Annotated in this window: 10 protein-coding genes; 6 read left to right on the top strand and 4 right to left on the bottom strand. The window is 75.5% G+C overall.

From position 1 onward, the window contains the following. The 4 genes from ACFWOG_RS30650 to ACFWOG_RS30635 form a co-directional block, all read right to left on the bottom strand. The coding region (locus tag ACFWOG_RS30650; protein ID WP_380362200.1) for a helix-turn-helix domain-containing protein at positions 1-620 on the bottom strand (620 nt) is incomplete at its 3' end. Beyond that, complete coding sequence (locus ACFWOG_RS30645; RefSeq protein ID WP_329884330.1) at positions 617-2,407, bottom strand: ABC transporter ATP-binding protein; 1,791 nt, start codon at positions 2,405-2,407, stop codon at positions 617-619. The genes ACFWOG_RS30645 and ACFWOG_RS30650, both read right to left, overlap by 4 nt. Continuing rightward, entirely contained in the window at positions 2,400-4,319 is a 1,920-nt protein-coding gene (locus ACFWOG_RS30640) for an ABC transporter ATP-binding protein (protein ID WP_329952626.1), read from the bottom strand. Before ACFWOG_RS30640 ends, ACFWOG_RS30645 begins: the two co-directional genes overlap by 8 nt. A 421-nt stretch (positions 4,320-4,740) precedes the next feature. Then, entirely contained in the window at positions 4,741-5,736 is a 996-nt protein-coding gene (locus ACFWOG_RS30635; protein ID WP_380362197.1) for a TauD/TfdA family dioxygenase, read from the bottom strand. A gap of 244 nt (positions 5,737-5,980) precedes the next feature. On the opposite strand from ACFWOG_RS30635, the gene ACFWOG_RS30630 reads away from it, so the two are divergent. The 6 genes from ACFWOG_RS30630 (at position 5,981) to ACFWOG_RS30605 (ending at position 18,636) form a co-directional block, all read left to right on the top strand. Next, the gene (locus ACFWOG_RS30630; RefSeq protein ID WP_380362196.1) at positions 5,981-7,138 is read left to right on the top strand and encodes a thioesterase domain-containing protein; all 1,158 of its coding nucleotides are present in this window, start codon (positions 5,981-5,983) and stop codon (positions 7,136-7,138) included. Continuing rightward, positions 7,135-7,911 carry a thioesterase domain-containing protein gene (locus ACFWOG_RS30625; RefSeq protein WP_355407829.1) on the top strand — a complete coding sequence of 259 codons (777 nt, stop codon included), beginning with the start codon at positions 7,135-7,137 and terminating at the stop codon, positions 7,909-7,911. Before ACFWOG_RS30630 ends, ACFWOG_RS30625 begins: the two co-directional genes overlap by 4 nt. After that, complete coding sequence (locus tag ACFWOG_RS30620) at positions 7,908-10,145, top strand: amino acid adenylation domain-containing protein (RefSeq protein ID WP_380362195.1); 2,238 nt, start codon at positions 7,908-7,910, stop codon at positions 10,143-10,145. The genes ACFWOG_RS30625 and ACFWOG_RS30620 overlap by 4 nt, the downstream gene beginning before the upstream one ends. A gap of 80 nt (positions 10,146-10,225) precedes the next feature. Further along, positions 10,226-10,447: an MbtH family protein gene (locus tag ACFWOG_RS30615; protein ID WP_329884344.1), complete on the top strand. Its 222-nt coding sequence runs from the start codon at positions 10,226-10,228 to the stop codon at positions 10,445-10,447. A 3-nt stretch (positions 10,448-10,450) separates the two neighbouring features. After that, positions 10,451-13,936: an amino acid adenylation domain-containing protein gene (locus ACFWOG_RS30610; RefSeq protein WP_380362193.1), complete on the top strand. Its 3,486-nt coding sequence runs from the start codon at positions 10,451-10,453 to the stop codon at positions 13,934-13,936. Then, the gene (locus ACFWOG_RS30605) at positions 13,936-18,636 is read left to right on the top strand and encodes a condensation domain-containing protein (RefSeq protein ID WP_380362191.1); all 4,701 of its coding nucleotides are present in this window, start codon (positions 13,936-13,938) and stop codon (positions 18,634-18,636) included. The genes ACFWOG_RS30610 and ACFWOG_RS30605 overlap by 1 nt, the downstream gene beginning before the upstream one ends. The last annotated feature ends 138 nt before the right edge of the window (positions 18,637-18,774 follow it).

Genomic DNA, 18,774 nt, shown 5'->3' with positions numbered 1-18,774 from the left:
CCGGGCCCGCCGCCGCTTCCCGTGCCGCCGCCGCTGCCGTGGCCGCCGGGGGCACCGGCCCGGCCCGCCGGACGCCCCCGGCTCAGCTGCCTCCGCACCCGGTGCAGGACCTCGGCGGTCTGTTCCTCCCCGGGGCGCTCGGCCCTGATGTCGCCGAGCTCCACGACCTCCACGCCGTCCCGGAAGAAGTGGCTGACCTGGGCGGCCACGCTCAGCGCCATCCGGGTCTTGCCGACCCCGCCCGGTCCCAGGAACGTGGTCAGCCGGTTGGCCCGGACGGTGTTCGCGAGCTGCTGCTGGACGGCGGGGCTGCCGACGACCGGGGCCGGGTCCGGCCCCGGCAGGCCCTGCCACCGCGCGTGGTCGTGGCTCTCGGGGCTCGGCCGCTGCTCGTCGGCCACGCCGAGCGCGTTCACCAGCAGGTCGACCGAGGAGCGGCGCGGGTTCTGCACCCGGCCGAGCTCCAGGTTCCTGATGGTGCGCACGCTCAGGCCGGAGTACTCCGCGAGCTCCTCCTGGGTCCAGCCGCGCTGGATCCTCAGCGCCGCGATCAGCCGGGAGTCCCACGCCGGGAGCGGGCCGCCCAGCAGCGTGCGTTCGTGGGTGTATTCGAGTGTCATCGGTACCCCCGGGATTGAAGTTCGAAGAGCTCGGCGTAGAGCCCGCCCCGGTCCATCAGCTCCCGGTGGCTGCCCTGTTCCCTGACCTTTCCGCCGTCGAGCACGATGATCAGGTCGGCCATGCCCACGGTCGAGAACCGGTGGGAGACCAGGAGGGTGACGGTGCTTCGCTCCCGGCCGGCCCGTGCGGCGGCGGCGAAGCGTTCGAACAGCGCGTTCTCGGTGTGTGCGTCCAGCGCGGCGGTCGGCTCGTCGAAGACGGCGATCAGCGGTTCGGTCCGCATCAGTCCGCGGGCCAGCGCGAGCCGCTGCCACTGGCCGCCGGACAGCTCCGTGCCGCCGTCCCAGCGGGTGCCGAGCCGGGTGTCCAGGCCCTCCGGCAGCCCCTCGACGACGCCGGTGGCGTCGGCCCGTTCCAGGGCCGCGCCGACGGCCCGCCGGTCCTCGATCCGGGGCAGGTCGCCGATGCCCACCGTCTCCAGGACGGGGAACTCCAGCTTGGCGTAGTCCTGGAAGGCGGCCGAGCACCTGGCCCGCCACTCGGCGGTGTCACAGTCGGCGAGGTCCACGCCGTCGACCAGGATCCGCCCGGAGCCGGGCCGGTAGAAGCCGCAGAGCAGCTTGATCAGCGTGGTCTTGCCCGCGCCGTTGTCCCCGACCACGGCGACCACCGCGCCCGGCGGCAGCCGAAGGCTGACCCCGTCGAGGACACCGCGGCCTTCCTCGGAACCCGGGTACGCGAAGCCGACGTCCTGCAGCTCGATGCCGCGGCTCAGGGTGGCCGGCAGCCGGGCGGGCTCGGCGGGCGCGCGCCGCTCGCCCGCCACGTAGTCCTGCAGCCAGACCAGGCGCTGGCCGACCCGGATCACCACGAGGAAGTAGGTGCCGTACCGCACCGCCGTGCCGACGGTGGCGCTCAGCTGCGCGGCCAGGCCGAGCACCAGCACCACGTCACCGGCCGTGGCGTGGCCGCGGACGGCCAGCACCAGGGCGAGCGAGATGGCGCCGACGTACCCGGCGGCGGAGATCAGCGCGTCCAGCGACTGCAGGCCGGCGCCCTTCCAGCTGGCCCGGTTGCGCTCGCCGACGACGGCCCCCGAGGTCCGGTGGTGGCGCGTGCCCAGCAGGTCCGTCAGGCCGTAGACCCGCAGTTCGCCCGCCGCGTTCGTGGAGGTGCCCAGCTCGAACAGGTGGGCGCGCAGCCGCTCCCGCTCGCTGGTCGCCTCCTGCGCCCGGACGGTCAGGTCGCGGCTCCGCTTGCCGAGCCAGAACGACACCACGGTGAGCACCGGGAGGCAGAGCAGCAGCGGGTCCACCCCGGCCAGCAGGATCGCGGTGACCGTCAGGGTGGCCCCGACCCGCAGCACGCCGGCGGTGGCGTTCACCATGCCGGACAGCTGGAACTGCTGCTCCCGGATGCGCTGCACCTGGTCCAGGTACTCGGGGTACTCGTAGTGGGCCAGGCCCTCGGCCCCGCCGATCAGCCGCATCAGCCGCCGGCTGGCGACGGCCGTCGCCCGCTCCTGGACGGTGAAGAGGCAGTGCACGTAGTAGAAGACCGAGGTCAGCGCCGCGGCGACGGTGATGCCGAGCATCACGGCCGCGCCGAGTCCCAGCCGGAGGTCCTCGGAGACCGCCGCGTCCACGATCATCTTGGCGCCGAGGCCGCCGATCGGGACGGAGATCTCGAAGACGATGCCGGTGAGGAACTGCATCGCCGCGTGCCACGGGGCCGCGCCGAAGCCGATCCGCATCAGCTCCCGGAACGCCTGGAATGACTTACGCATGTCCCGCCTCCGCTGCGGTCCGGAGCTCGATGCCGGCTTCCCCGCCCTGTTCCGGGTCGGCGAAGCGGGCCGCCTGGATGTCGAACATCGCCGCGTAGCGCCCGCGCCGGGCCAGGAGTTCGTCGTGGGTGCCGTCCTCGGCGACGACGCCGTCGTCGAGGACGATGATCCGCTCCGCGCACCGGACGGTGGAGAAGCGGTGCGAGATCAGGATCGTGGTCAGTCCGGCGGTGAGTTCGAGGAACCGCTCGTAGATCTCCGCCTCGGCCCGGACGTCCAGCGCCGCGGTCGGCTCGTCCAGGATCAGCACGCGGGCACCGGCGTCCACCGCGAACATGGCCCGGGCCAGGGCGATCCGCTGCCACTGCCCGCCGGAGAGATCGGTGCCGCCGGTGTACTCGGGCGACAGCACGGTGTCCCAGCCGTTCGGGAGCCCCTCGATCAGGGCGAGCGCGCCCGCGCGGTCCGCCGCCTCGCGCAGCCGGTCCCGGTCGCCGGCGAACCGCGGCGCGCCCATGCCGATGTTCTCCGCCGCCGTCAGGTGGTAGCGGGCGTAGTCCTGGAACAGCACGCCGATCCGGCTGCGCCAGAGCGCCGTGTCGAGTTCCGCCAGATCGTGGCCGTCGACCCGGATGGTGCCCCCGGTCGGCGTGTGCAGGCCGCAGAGCAGCTTGACCAGCGAGCTCTTCCCGGCGCCGTTGTCGCCCACGATGGCCAGCGAACGGCCGGCGGCGATGTCGAGGTCGACGCCGCGCAGCGCCTCGCGGTCCGTCCCGGGGTAGCGGAACCGGACCCCGGCGAAGCTGATCCGGTCGGCGGGGAAGGCGGCGGGGAGCTCGGCGTGCCGCGGCTGCGCCGCGCCGGAGGAAGCGGAGAGCCGCTCGTCCAGACCCAGGACCTGGGGGACGGCGGCGCCGGCGAACGAGAGGTAGGCGTTGTTGTCGTCGAACGCCGTGTAGTTGTTGGCCAGCGCCAGCGCCTGGGTGAAGACGGCGACGCTGCCGAGGCCGATGTCGTGGTGCACGGCCGCCCAGGCCAGCACGCCGTACGAGACCAGGTTGACGAGCGCGATCGTCCCGGTGGCGCCGAGCACCACGCGCGGCCGCGGCTTGCGTTCCCGCCAGACCGGCTCGGTCGCCTCCTGCCAGGACCGGGCGAAGCGTTCGAGGAGCCAGTCCAGCAGGCCCCACAGCCGGACCTCCTTGGCGGCGGGCCGGGTGAGCACCAGGTCCCGCAGGTACTCGGCCTGGCGCAGCAGGGCGCTGCGGCCGAAGCCGACGCGGCCGACCCGGAAGTACTCGCGCTGCATGAAGTGCACGACCAGCGGCCAGGCCGCCAGCCACATCAGACCCACCCACCACTGGAAGGCCAGCAGGGTGATCGCCGCGGTCACGGCGCGCAGCCACGCCGGCAGCACCACCGCGAGGGCGGCCACCGCCTGGCTCGGCCGGTCGGTCTCGGCCATCCCGAGGCCCCGGACGACCCGCAGGGTGTCCAGGACGTGCGGGTCGGTCAGGTGGGCCGTCCCCTCCGGCCGGCCGACGGCCGCCATGACCCGCTGCTGGAGTTCCCGGTCGACCTCGCGGCCGAGGGTCTCGCCGAGCGCGGTCAGCAGCGGCGCGAGGGTCTGCTGGACCAGCACCAGCCCCCCGGAGACGGCCAGCAGGACGATCGTGTGGTGCCCGGCGGGGGAGGAGAGCCCCGCGTCGAGGGTCGCGCCGATCGAGCCGATGAGCAGACCGGTCACCACGGCGACCGCCACCGGAAGCACCGCGGACACCAGCACGCCGAACGCCCCCAGGACGGCCTTGGCCCGGTTGACCCGGGGCAGCAGGCGCAGGAGGTTGAAGATCCCGTGGATGGTCGGCGAGAGCCTGGGCCTTCGTTTCAGGGGGATGCGCAGGACGGCCATGGGGTGAGCACTCTTCCTGTCTGTCGACGGTCGCGTGGCTGGCGGAGGAGCCGGTTGAGGAGGGTCGAACAGGTGGGGAGCCTGGCGGAGCCGGGGGACGGGGTCCGGACGCGGTGCCTGGTCCGCGGTCCCCGCTGCGACGGGTCGCGAGGACGCGGCGGCGCGGCGCCCCGGAGGCCGTCGGGGCGACCGGTGGGGCGCCGCACCGCCCGGTGCCGCCCGCGGTCCGGCCGGGGTGCGCCCGGGTGGGCGGTACCGGTGGTCCGTCGGCGGTACCGAACCTAGGGACGCCTGATTCGGAGGCGGTATGGGGCCGGTATGGAACGGCTATTCGCCGTGGTCGGGGCGGTTCCGCCGGGACCGGGGCGGGCCGGGACCCCGCCCCGGCGCCGGGGCGGGGGACCCCGGCCCGGCGGAACCGTCAGGTCAGCACGGCCCCGTTGTCGGGGCGGTGCCGGCGGCTGCGACGGTGGTCCAGGTGGACGAAGACGCGGTGCAGCCACCGGTCGTTGCCGTCGTAGCGGGGTGAGAACGCGACCCGCCCGTGGACGACCAGCCGGTTGTCGACGAAGATCATGTCACCGGGGCGGAGCACCACGTCGGACCGCACCTCGACCAGCGCCTCGCGCAGCTGCGCCAGGGACTTCTCGGCGCGCTCGTCCAGGGCCCGGGTGGCGTGGAAGTCGACGCAGATGTCCGGGTCCTCGGGCGCGCCGCCGAGCACCGGGTGCGGGCTGGAGAGCCCCACCGCGTGGAAGGACGGCGGCGCCTCGGTCATGAAGCGCGCCTCCCGCAGGACGGTCAGCGCCTCCTCGTCCAGCAGCGGGAGGGCGCGCCGGATCGAGGCCACCTGGGTGCCGACCTGGTCCTCGTGCGCCGGGCGCAGGCACAACAGCCCGACGTAGTCGGGACGGTGGGGGTGGAAGGCGTTCTCCGTGTGGAACTCCAGCTGCACCGATCCGCCGTTGCTCTGGGAGCCCGCGAGCGCCGGCACCGGGACGACGTTCTGGACCAGCGCGCCGAACTTCTCGTCCCGGTAGGCGATCACCGTCCCGAGCTCGCTGCCGAGCAGGACGGCCAGGGCGGCCGGGACGGTGGTCCGGCGCTCCACGGAGTCGGGCACGGTCGGGGTGGGCGGCAGCGGCTCCGCCGGCATCGGGAGGTTGCTGATCGTCAGGGTGCCGGCGTCCCCGGCGTCGTGCCGGAACGCCCGGACCGCCCGGCTCAGCCGGCCGGGCAGCCGGCAGCTCTCCTCGCGGGCCGTGGCCTGCCAGCCGGGATCGTCCACCAGCCCCGGGCCGGTGCGCGCCAGCTGCCGGGCCAGCGACTCCAGCTCGGCCCGCTCGCCGCCGGTGAGTTCGAGTACGGAGGTGTCTCCGCGGTGGTCGGTATTGGTGCTCGCCATGGTTGAGGTCACGCTGGTTCTCCTCGTCGGAATACCCTTGAGGCGACCGGGGCCTGTCCTCTCGGATGAGAGTCGCCGCGGAATACACAATCGCCGTGCGGCGACCCGACGGCGATTCTTTCCCGCCACGTCGCACGGTCTCCAGGCAGCCAACCGGCAATTGGGGGCGGGTAACTTGCCTGCCGGATGCCTGTCCTGGGGCGGGCGCGGAAACCAAGCTTTCCGACAAGCCCGATCCAGGAGACGGAGCCTTGCCGTGCAGCCGAACTTTCGGACCCGAATACCTCCGCCCCCACCGGCGGACGGCCGCCGTGCCGGCCGCGCGGACACCGCGGACCCGCTCGGCTGCCGTGCCGTCGAGCGCCTGCTGTGCGAGCTCTGGAGCGCGCACTTCGGGCACCGGGTCTCGCCGTACGACGACTTCTTCGACCTGGGCGGCGACTCGCTCGCGATCACCACGATCGTGGCCGCCGCCCGGGAACGCGGCCTCCGGGTCCGGAGTTCGGCGGCGCTGCGCCACCCGACGCCGGCCCGGCTGGCCGAGCACCTGACCCTCGGCGGCCCCGGCGCGGGCGGCACGCCGACCGGCCCGCCGCGCGCCCTCGCCCTCGACCCCGGGGCCGCCGCCGCGGTGTCCGCGCCGGACTGGACCGCGGCGGACGTCCGGCCGGAGCCGATAGCCGAGGGCGACCCGGCCGCGCCGCTGTTCGTGGTGCATTCCGACCGTCACGTCCGGGCCGAGCGCGCGGCGGTCGCCCGGTGGACCGGTGGCCGGGCCGCCCACGGGTACGCCCTCCCGGGCGCCCGCGGCCCGATCCCGCCGTTCGGGAGCGTCGGGGAGGTCGCCGAGCGGCTGCTCGCGGACCTGCGCGGGCGCCGGCCCGACGGGCCCTACCGGCTGGCCGGCTTCGGCCTCGGCGCGGTGGTCGCCCTCGAACTGGCCCGCCGGCTGCGCGGTTCGGGCGCCGAGGTGGCGCTGCTGGCCCTGGTCGCGCCGCCCGCCGGGCCGGCGCCGGGCGAGCCGGACGCCGGACCCGACGACCTGCTCGGCCGGCGGCTGGCCCTGCTCGCCGGACGGTTCGGGCTCACCGGGGGCGAGAGCCTCGCCGAGATCCACGACCGGATCGCCGAGGAGGAGTGGTACGACGGGACGGTGGGGCCCGGCGACCTCCCCCGGCTCCAACTGGCCTGGGCCCGGCTCGCGTCGGCCGTCCGGGCCCACGCGTACGAGCCGTACGACGGGCGGGCGCTGCTGTTCCTGGACGGCCCGGACCCGCATCCGGCGGAGCGGGCGTGGGCGGGCGCGGCCCGGCCGCCGGACGTCCACCGGCTCGACCACGGGCTCGAATCCCCCCTGGCCGTCATCCACGACCCGCAGGTGGCCGAGACGATGAGGAAGGCGCTCGACGTATGAACGGCGGTACCACGAGTGCAGCGGCGAACCGGGTGATCGCCCGGCTCAGGCCCCCGGAGCGCCCCGCGCTGCGGATCTTCTGCTTCCCGCACGTCGGCGCCGGCGCCGCTGCGTTCAAGCCCTGGCTCGACCACCTGCCGCCGGAGGTCGACCTCTGCGCGGTCCGGCCGCCCGGGCGCGAGAACCGGGTGCGGGAGGCCCTGCTCACCGACGGGCACGCCCTGATCGACGACCTCCTGCCGCACCTGACCCCGCTGCTCGACCTGCCGTACGCGGTGGTCGGCCACTGCTCCGGCAGCGTGCCGGCCACCGAGCTGGTGCGCCGGCTCGCCGCCGTCGGCGCACCGGCCCCGGTCGAGCTGGTGGTCTCCTCCGCGGAGGGACCGCGGGTGCGGACGGTCGAGGACCCGCCGCTGCACCGGCTGCCCCGCGCCGAACTGCTGGCGCGGGTCGTCAAGTACGGCGGCATGGCCGAACAGGTCCTGGGCGACCAGGACCTGATGGCCATGTTCGAGCGGATCCTCCGGGCCGACTACCAGATCGTCGAGACCCTGGAGTACACCCAGGGCCCGCCGCTCGACCTGCCCGTCACCGTCGTCGGCGGTCGCCGCGACGAGTTCGTGAGCGCCTCGTCGATGGCCGCCTGGAGCACCGAGACGAGCCGCGAGTTCACGTTGCACCTGCTGGACGCGGGTCACTACATCCTCAACGACGCGGGCCCCCTGATCGGGCGGATCGCACGACGGCTGCTGGACCTGGAGGGCGAGGCGTGAGCGCCGGAGACGTCAGACTGCCCAGTGCGTGGCGCACCGACCGGGACGGGGCGACGGCCCACCGGGCCGAGGTCCGCTACGACGACCTGGCCGCCGCCCTGGACGCGCTCGCCGCCGCGGCCGGGGCCGACCCGGTCGCGGCACCCGCCGCGGCCCACGTCAAGGTCCTGAACACCCTGGTCGAGGAGGCCGAGTTCAGCACCGACGTGCTCCCGGCCGGGGACGGTCCCGGCCCGCACAGCCTCACCGTGCGGCCGGGTGCCGCGCGGACCTGGCGGGAGCTGGTCGGGCTGGTCGGGACGGCCCTGCGCGCGGTGCGGCCCGCCGCCGGACCGGAGGGCGGGGCGGCCGGGCCCGCCGACCACGTGCTGTTCGCGGCCGACGCCGCCGACCTCGGCAAGCCGGACGAGCCGGCCGACCCGGCCCGCCGCCACGGCCTGCGGGTCGGCGTCGACGGCCGGACCCTGGTGCTGCACGCCGACGGCTACCTGGCCGCCGCCGAACTGGACCGGCTGGCCGTCATGTACCGCCGCGTCCTGGAGGCGATGGCGGGGGCGCCGGAGGGTGACGCGGTGGCCGCCGTCCTGCCGGACGGCGAACGGCACGCCGTGCTGCGCCGCTGGGCGCTCGGCCGGAGCGTTCCGCGCGAACCCGTCGGCGTCCTCGAACTCTTCCGGCGCCAGGCGGCCCGGACGCCCGACGCGCCGGCCGTCCGCGCCGACGGACGGACGCTCAGCTACCGCGAACTCGACCTGCGGTCCACCCGGATCGCCCGGCACCTGCTCGCCCGCGGCGCGCGGCCCGAGGCGCTCGTCGGCGTCTGCCTGCGGCACGGGGAGGACCTGCTGCCGACGCTCCTCGGCGTCTGGAAGAGCGGCGCGCCGTACCTCCCGCTCGACCCCGACCTGCCCGCCCAGCGGCTGCGCGGCATGGTCGCCGCCGCCGGGTGCCCGCTGGTGGTGACCCGCTCCGAGCACCGCCCGCTGTTCGACCGCCCCGCCGCCGAGGGCCCGGCGGCCGAGGGTTCCGGTTCGGAAGGCTCCGGTCCCGAGGGTCTGGGTTCCGAGGGTCTGGGTGACGAGGCGTTCGTCCTGCTCGACCGGGAGCGCACGGAGATCGACGCGCTGTCCCCGGACCTCGTCGACGTCCCCTCCGGACCGGCCCACCTGGCGTACGTCATCTACACCTCCGGGTCGACCGGAGCGCCCAAGGGCGTCATGGTGCACCACGCCGGACTCGCCAACTACGTGCTCTGGACGGCCCTGGAGTACGCCGCCCGGGGCACCGGCGGGTCCCCGCACTTCAGCTCGATCGGCTTCGACCTGGGCGTGCCGAGCCTGTACACGCCGCTGGTCGTCGGACAGCGGGTCGACCTGCTGCCCGACCCGCTCGACCCCGCCGACCTCGGCGCGCTCCTGGTCGACGGTGCGCCCTACAGCTTCATCAAGATGACGCCGGGCCACCTGAACCTGCTCAGCACGGACCTCGAACCCGAGGAGGCGCACGGTCTGGCCGGGCTGGTGATCGCCGCCGGAGACGCCTTCCCGACCGACCTGGCCCGCCGCTGGCACGACCTGGCCGGCCCCGGCGGCACCCCGGTGGCCACCGAGTACGGCCCGACCGAGATCACCGTCGGCAACTCCGGGCAGGTGACCACGGAACTCCCGGACGACGGGCTCGTCCCGCTCGGCCGGCCCATCCCCAACACCACGATGTACGTCCTCGACGACCGGCTCGAACCCGTCCCCGAGGGCGTTCCCGGCGAGGTGTACGTCGGCGGGGCGGGGGTGGCCCGCGGGTACCTCGGAGCGCCCGCACTCACCGCCGAGCGCTTCCTGCCCGACCCCTACGGGCCACCGGGATCGCGCCTGTACCGCACCGGCGACCGCGGCCGCTGGCGCCGGGGCGAGCTGGAGTTCCTCGGCCGCACCGACCACCAGGTGAAGATCCGCGGCTACCGGGTGGAGCCCGGCGAGATCCGGGCCGTGCTGCAACGGCGCCCGGAGATCGTCGAGGCCGTGGTGATCGCCGTCCCCGGGCCGTCGGGGGCCCAGCGGCTCGCGGCGTTCCTGGTGCCCGAGGCGGGCGCCGCCGTCGACGTCGCCCGGGTGCGGGCCGACCTGGCCGGGGACCTGCCCGCGTACATGGTCCCCGCCGAGGTCCGGATCGTCCCGGAGATCCCGCTGACCGCGAACGGCAAGGTCGACACCCGCGCGCTCCAGGCAGGCCTCTGACCCGCGCGGCGTCGCGCCGCCCCCGCCGGCCCGCGACCCGCCACCCCACGTACCCGAAGCACTCAGGAAAGCAGGATCCGGTGAGCGACACGGCTGCGGACAGGACGTACCAAGTAGTGGTCAACCAGGAGGAGCAGTACTCGATCTGGGACGCGGACCGCCGACCGCCGGAGGGCTGGCGGGCCGCCGGCTTCACCGGCGACCGGCGGCAGTGCCTGGCGCACATCACCGCGGTCTGGACGGACCTGCGTCCGCTCGGTGCCCGCGGCGGCCGGCCCACCGCGCAGAGCGAGGCGAGGTAGCCGATGAACCGCCTGCTGCCGGAGCTCTTCCTGGCCCGCGCCAGGGAACACCCCGACGCCCCCGCGGTCGTCGCCGGGACCGACGAGCTCTCCTACGGCGCGCTGGAGCGCTCGGCCCGGCGGGTCGCCGGCGCCCTCGCCGGGCTCGGCGCCGGACCCGAGTCCGTCGTCGCCGTCCTGATGGCCCCCGGGCCGCAGCTGGTCGAGGCACTGCTCGGCGTCTGGCTGGCCGGTGCCTGCTACCTGCCGCTCGACCCCTTCGCCCCGCCCGGGCGGCTGCGCCGGGTCGTCGAGGCGGCGGGTGCGCACCTCACCGTCGTGGACCGGACCTGGTCCGGACGGGGCGCGGAACTCGCCCCGTCGACCGCCGCCCACCTGGTCGACGACCTGCTCGACGCCGGGGACCCGGACACCCCGCCCCTGCCCGCCACCGGGCACCGGGCCGCCTACGTGATCTTCACCTCCGGCTCCACCGGCGCTCCCAAGGGCGTCGTCGTGGACCACGCGGGCATCGCCAACCGCGTGTGCTGGGGCGTCCGCGCCCTGGGCCTCGGCGCCGACGACCGGGTCCTGCAGAAGACCCCGCTCACCTTCGACGCGGCCGGCTGGGAGATCTTCGGCCCGCTGGTCTGCGGCGCCCCGGTGACCTTCGGCCGCCCCGACGCGGGCCGCGACCCCGCCGAACTCGTCGCCTCGATCCGCGAGCAGCGGGCCACCGTGGTGCAGGTCGTCCCCACCATGCTGCGCCTGCTGGCCGCCGAGCCCGGCCTGGACTCCTGCACGACTCTGCGGACCGTCTGCTCGGCGGGCGAGCCGCTGCACGCCGAACTCTGCCGGCGCGTGCTCGACCGGGTCGACGTGGAGATCTGGAACACCTACGGGCCCACCGAGTGCTCCATCGACGCCCTGGCGCAGCGCTTCGACCGCGCGCAGCTCACCGGGGCCGTTCCGATCGGCGAGCCCATCGACAACGCCCGCGTGCTCCTCCTCCCGCCCGGGGACGGCGAGAACGGCGGGGACGCCCCCGCCGGGGACACCGCCGCCGGGGACGGTGATCCGCTGTACGAGCTCTACCTGTGCGGCCCCGGCGTCGCCCGCGGCTACCACGGGGACCCGGCCCGCACCGCGACGCGCTTCCTGCCGGACCCCGCCGGGCCGCCCGGCGCCCGGATGTTCCGCACCGGCGACCTCGTCCGCCGCCGCCCGGACGGCGCCCTGGAGTTCGCCGGCCGCATCGACGACCAGCTGAAGGTCAACGGCGTCCGGATCGAACCCGGCGAGGTCGAGGCGGCCCTGGAGACCCACCCCGAGGTGGTCGAGGCCGCCGTCCGGGCGGTCGACGGGCCCGACGGCACCCGGCGCCTGGTGGCCTGGGTGGTCACCTCGCGGACCGGCGCCGCCGAGGACCTCGTCGCCCACCTGCGCGACCGGCTGCCCCCGGCCCTCGTCCCCGCCCTGGTCACCGAGACCGACGCCTTCCCCCGGACCACCAGCGGCAAGACCGACCGGGCCCGGCTGCCCGAGCCCGACTGGTCGTCGGCGCCGGGCCCCGCCGCCCCGGCCCCGCAGACCGCCGAGGAGCGGATCGTGCTGGCCGCCTGGCGGCAACTGCTCGACACCGACGGGATCGGGCCCGACGACGACTTCTTCCGCCTGGGCGGCCACTCGCTGATGCTGACCCGGCTCGCCGCCGGGCTCACCCGGGCCTCCGGCCTGGACGTCCCGCTGCGTGACCTGCACTACGCGTCGACCGTGCGGCAGCAGGCCGAACTGCTGTCCCGGGCCTCCGCGGCGCAGCCGATCGAGGCGCTGCCGCCCGGCGCCCGGCTGCCGCTCACCCACGCGCAGGAACGGTTCTGGGTCCTCGACCGGATGTCCCCCCGGAGCCGCGAGTACCTCCTCCCGATCCTGCTCTGGCTGCCCGCCGAGGTGCCCGCCGACCTGGTCGAGGACGCGCTGGCCCGGCTGGTGGAGCGGCACGAGGTGCTGCGCACCCGCTACGTGATGGACGGCCGGGGCCTGGCCGCCGTCGTCGAGCCGGCGGACGCGGCCCCGGTCAAGCTGCGCACCGTCGAGACCATCCCCGACCGGGTCGACGGTCTCGTCGCCGAACAGCTCGGCGAGGGCTTCGACCTGGCGTCCGCGCCGCTGCTGCGGGCCGCGCTGCTGCGGGACGGCGGGCCGGAGCAACTGCTGCTGCTGGTCTGCCACCACATCGTCGGCGACGGCTGGTCCTCCCGGCTGCTCGAACAGGAGCTGCGTGCGACGGTCTCCGCGCTCGGGGAGGGCCGTGAGCCGGTCCTGCCGGAGCCCGCGCTGCGCTACGTCGACGCCGCCGCCTGGCTCCGGGCCCAGCTGACCGACGACCTGTTGGAGGAGCAACTCGCCTACTGGCGAGAGACGCTGGCCGACCTGCCCGCGCTGGAGCTGCCCACCGCCCGCGAACGCGCCGAGCGGCGAGGCATCGACGGCACCGGGGTCGTCGTCGACCTGCCCGCGCCGTCCGTCGAGGCGCTTCTCGCGCTCGGCCGCCGGACCGGCGCGACCCCGTACGTGGTCTTCCTGACGCTCTGGACGGTCGCGCTCGCGCGGGCCGCGGGCCAGTGGGACTTCGGGACCGGCTCCCCGCACGCCGGGCGGATCCGCCCGGAGCTGCACGACCTGGTCGGCCTGTTCCTCAACACCGTGGTCCTGCGGCCCCGGCTCACCCCGGACCTGCCCTTCGAGGAGGCGGTGGCCGTGGTCGAGCAGACCTGCCGGGAGGCGTTCGCCCGGCACGCGGCGCCCTTCGAGGCCGTCGCCGAGGCGGTCGCCCCGGCCCGCGACCTCTCCCGGACCCCGCTGTTCCAGAACCTGTTCGCCCTGACCGGCGACGACGGGATCGGTCAGGTCCCGCGCGAGCGCGACCTCGAACTGCTCGGCCGGGCCTGGACGGTGTCCCGCACCGACCTGGCGCTCACGCTCTGGCCGTACCCCGACGGCAGTTACGGGGGAGCCCTGGAGTACTCCTCCGCGCTCTACGACGAGGCGGTGGCGACCGGCCTCGCCGGGCGCCTGCGCGACCTGGCCGAGCGGTTCGCCGCCGACCCGGCCCTGACGGTCGGCGCGGCCGGCCTGGACGAACCGGAGGTGACGGAGGTGCCGGAGTTGACGGAGACGGCGGAGGTGCCGGACGTGGCGGAGGCCGACGGGACGGCCGCGGACGGGACGGCCGCCGCCGGGCTGGAGACGATCCTGGGCTTCGTCCGCGAGCTGCTGGAACTGCCCGCCGCCGGCCCCGACGACGACTTCATGACGCACGGCGGCAACTCGCTGCTCGCGGCCCGCCTGCTGTGGAACATCCAGACCGCCTTCGGCGTGGAGGTGTCGATGCGCGCCTTCTTCGACCGGCCCACGGCCACCGACCTCGCCCGGGAGGTCGAGGAACTCCTCCGGGAGTCCGACGGCACCCCCGACCGGCAGGGCGACTCGACAGGGAAGGACACCTGATGGCGGCCGCACCGTCCCGGGGAAGGCGGACCATCGAACCGGCGGACCGGAGCCGTCCGCTGCCGCTCTCCTCCGGCCAGCAGCAGATGTGGCTGCTGCACCAGTTCGCCCCCACCGGCCGGGCCTACCTGATGACCTGGACGCTCCGGCTCTCCGGGCCGCTGGACACCGAGGCGCTGCGCCGCTCCTGGGAGCGGCTGGTGACCCGCCACGAGATCCTCCGGACCCGCTACCAGCAGATCGACGACGAGCCCTACCAACTCGTCGACCCACCCGGGCCGTTCGCCCTGCGCGTGGTCGACCTGGCGGACGAGCCGGCCGCGACCCGTGAGGAGCGCGCCGGGCAGATCGCCGAGTGGGAACGGCGCCGGCCCTTCGACCTGGCCAGGCACCAGCCGGTCCGGGTCACCGTGATCGGGGTCGGCCCGGAACTCCACCTGATGGTCGTCAGCATCCATCACATCGCCGCCGACGAGGACTCCTACCAGGTGATCGTGGCGGAGCTGGCGGCGCTCTACGGGGAGGAGAGCGCCGGCACGCCGTCGGGCCTCGACGAACCGCCCGTCCAGTACGCCGACTTCGCGGTGTGGGAACAGGGCCGCACGACGGACGCGGCGCTCCGCAGGCACCTGGACTACTGGCGGGACGCGCTCGGGGACGTCCGGGACGTGCCGCTGCCCCTGGACCGGCCGCGGCCGGCCCGCGCCGACCGCCGCGGCGGCCTCGTCGACCTGACGGTCGCCCCGGAGACCGCCGACCGCGTTCGCGCGCTCGCCGCGGCCAACCGGGCCACCCCCTTCATGGTGCTGCTGGCGGCCTACCACGTGATGCTCGCCCGGCTGACCGGCAGCGACGACGTGGTGGTGGGGCTCCCGGTCTCGACCCGGACGCCCGATCTGGACGGGCTCCTCGGCTACACCGTCAACACCGTCGTGGTCCGGTCGCGGCACACCGCCGGGCAGACCTTCACCGACCTGGTCGCCCGGATCAGGGCGGGCGTCCTGGACGCCTTCGACCACCGGTTCGTCCCGTTCAAGCGGGTCGTCGACGAGGTGAACCCGGCCCGCGGCCTCGACGAGAACCCGCTGTTCCAGGCCGCCTTCGACATGGAGGCGGCCGGGGAGGACGGCGGATTCCGGCTGCCCGGCCTGACGGTCGAGCGGACCGGCTCCGGCGTCGCGCCCGACGCCAAGTTCGACCTCAACATGCACGTCGCCGCCACCGAGGAAGGACAGTTCGTCGTCCGGCTGGAGTACGCCGCGGCGGTGCTCGACGAGGCCACCGTGCAGGGCTGGGCCACCGCCTGGGAACCGCTGCTCGACGCGCTGGTGCGCGAGCCCCTCGCGCCGCTCCCCGCCGGCGGGCAGGCCGCCCCGGACCGGGCCGCCGGACCGGGCACCGCCGCCGCCACCGAGCCGGGCACGGAACCGGACGGTCCGGGGCCGGCCCCGGGCGGGACCCGGGCCACGGCCGCCCTGGCCGCGACGCTGCACCGGATCTGGGCCGAGGTCCTGGAACTGGACGCCGTCGGCCCGCAGGACAACTTCTTCGACGTCGGCGGCGACTCGCTGCGCGCCGTGGCCCTGTCCGGCCGGCTGCGCGCGGAGGGCCTGGAGGTGTCGGCCACCGACATCTTCGCCTACCAGAGCATCGAGGAACTGGCCGAGTGGTGCGCGGAGCAGACCTCCGGCACCGGGCCCGACCTGCCCGTCCGGGTCGCCCCCTTCGCCCAGCTGTCCCCGGAGGACCGCGCGGCCCTGCCGCCCGACGCCGTGGACGCCTACCCGCTGACGGCGACCCAGCTCGGCATGCTCATCGAGCTGCGGGCCCGGCCCGACGTCAACACCTACCAGGACACCACCTCCTACCTGGTCCGCGACGAGGAGCCGCTGGACCACGCCGCGCTCCGGCGGGCCACCCAGCTGGTCGTCGACCGGCACGAGGTCCTGCGGACCGGCTTCGACCTGAACCGGTACTCGGTGCCGCTCCAACTGGTGCACCGCGCCGCCCTGATCGACGTCGGCGTCACCGACCACGGCGTCCTCGGGCCGGGCGGCTGGCGGCCGGCGCTGGAGGAGTACGCGGCCGGCGAGCGCCGCAACCCGATGGACATCGCCGCCGCGCCGCTGATCCGCGTCCACGGCCACCGCGCCGAGGACGCCAAGGAGTGGTGGATCACCATCACGGAGTGCCACCCCATCCTGGAGGGCTTCAGCTTCCACACGATGCTGATGGAGATCCTCACCGGCTACTACGAGCTGCGCGCGGGCCGCACCCCCGCCGAGCCCGAGCCGGTGGCCTTCCGGTACGCGGACTACGTCGCCGCCGAGGCGGCGGCGCGCGAGTCCGAGGAGCACCGCGCCTTCTGGCGCGGCGTGGTCGAGGGCCGGACCGGCACCGCCCTGCCGACCGCCTGGCAGGGCGACCGGGCGCTCGCCCGCGAGCGGTACCAGCACATGCTGGACTTCCGCGACCTGGAGGACGACCTGCGCCGGCTGGCGAGCGAGACCGGCACGTCGATGAAGGCCGTGCTGCTGGCCGCGCACATGAAGGTCATGAGCGCGGTCGTGGCCACCGAGGACTTCTACACCGGACTGGTCTGCGACGCGCGGCCCGAGGTCCTGGGCGCCGACCGGGTCCTCGGCATGTACCTCAACACGCTGCCGTTCGCCATGCCCACCGGGGCGATCACCTGGGGCGGGCTGGTCAAGGCGGTCTACGACGGACTGACCGGGCTCTGGCCGCACCGGGTCTTCCCGATGCAGGTCATCCAACAGGAGTTCGGCCCCGGCGGCCGGCTGCTCGACGTGTTCTTCAACTACCTGGACTTCCGCCAGGTCGACAGGAGCCTGCTCGACGAGGACGCGACGTACAACGACAACGACAACGAGTTCGCGCTGCACGTCTTCACCATCTCGGGGATCCTCAAGCTCAACACGACCAGCCACCGGTTGAGCCGGGCCGCCGCCGTCCGGCTCGCCGCCCTCTACCGGACGGTGCTGGAGCGGATGTCCCTCGGACCGGAGGGGGACGCCCGCGCCGACTGCCTGCCGGCGCGCGAGCGGGAGAGCCTGCGGGTCCTGGACCGTACGGAGCACACCGGGCGCACGGCGAAGCGGACGGACGAGCGGACGGACGAGCGGACTGACGAGCGTGCGGCGAGCGTCACCGGGGCCTTCGCCCGGGTGCTGGCCGCGCACCCGGACGACCCCGCGCTCCGGTACGGCGACCGGGTGACCGGCTACCGGCAGCTCGACGCCAGGGCCGAGGAGATCGCCCGGGGCCTGCGCGAGCGCGGCGTCGGTCCGGGCTCGCTGGTCGCGGTCGCGCCCGAGCGGGGGCCCGACACGGTCGCCGCGGTGCTCGCCGTCTGGCGTCTGGGCGCCTCCTTCGGCCTCGCCCCGGACGACTCCGGCGGCCCCGCCCTGCCCGCCCTGCCCGTCCTCGCGCAGCCCGCGGTGATCCCCGGGGACACCGCCTGCGTCCTGCCCGGCGCCCCCGGAACGGCCGTGACGCACCGCGCCCTGGCCCGCGCCCTGCACCGGATCCACGTCGAACTCGACGCGCGCGGGGCGGGCAGCGGCCGGGGCTCGTCCTGGCTCTGCGCCGCGCCGCCGGTGACCACCGCCGGGCTGGTCGAGGTGCTCGCCGCGCTCACCTCCGGGGCCTGCGCCGTCCTCACCTCCGCCCCGCTGCCCGACGCCGTCCCCGAGATGCGGGAACTGATCGCGGGCGGGCGGGTGACGCACCTGTGGACGACCCCGCTGGTCGCGGAGCGCGTGCTCGACCCGGCCCCGCGGCCGGTCACCGTCCTCCTCGGCGGCGACGTCCACGCCGGCCCCGCCCCGGCGGCCGGTCTGCGCTCCCGGGCCAGGGTGGTCGAGGTCCTGGACGCCGACGGGCTGCTCGGCCCGGTGGCCTTCGACGGCAGGCCGGTGCCGGGACTGGCCCTGCGGGTCGCCGACGACCGGCAGCGCCGGGTGCCGGTCGGCGTGGTGGGGGAGCTCTGCGTCGACGACCCGGACGCGGACACCGAGGGCGGGCGACCGCACCGCACGGGCCGGCTGGCCCGGCTCGGCCGCAGCGGGCGGCTGGAGCCGCTCGGCCCGGTCGGCGGCCCGGACCGGACCGCGGAACTGCTCGGACTGCACCCCTCGGTGCGGGACTGCCGGGTGGTGGTCCGTCAGGACCCGGCCCGCCAGGACCCGGCGCCGGCGGGCGCGTCCGGGCCTGCCGGACCGCGGCTGATCGGGTACGTGCGCACCGTGACCGAGGAGTTCGCGCCGGACGAGGTGCGCCGGGCGCTCGCCGAACGCAGGCTGCCGCGCCACCTCATCCCGGACGCGCTGGTCGTGGTCGACGAGTGGCCGCTCACCGCGTCCGGCACGGTCGACCCGGACCGCCTGCCCGAGCCGTCCGCCGCGCCGCCCGCCGACGGGCCGGACGAACTGCCCTGGGACGACGGCTTCGCCGACCTCCTGCGCGAGGTACTGGCCGGCGCGTCGTACGAGGGCGCGCTCGAACCGGACGTGCCGCTCGCCGACATCGGTCTGAACTCGATGGCCACCGTCGGCCTGATGGTCGCCATCGAGCAGCTCTACGACATCGTCTTCCCCGACGACTTCCAGGTCGTCGACATGTTCCGGACGCCCCGGATGCTGTGGGAGGCGGTCACCGAGTTCCGCGCGGCGGATCTCTGACGCCGCGGGGGACGGCACGGCCGCGGGGGGCGGGGCGGGGGCGCAAAGGGGGGGACGCGGGCCCCAGCCCGCCCCCCCCGCCCCCCGCCGGCCGGCCGGCGGGGGGGGGAGCCACCGCCCGGCCCCGCCCCGGGGGCA

Origin of the sequence: Kitasatospora sp. NPDC058406 (assembly GCF_042722765.1) — a bacterium.
Lineage (GTDB): Bacteria > Actinomycetota > Actinomycetes > Streptomycetales > Streptomycetaceae > Kitasatospora.
The sequence above is the reverse complement of the archived record's forward strand: the minus strand, read 5'-3'. Positions and strand labels throughout refer to the sequence as shown.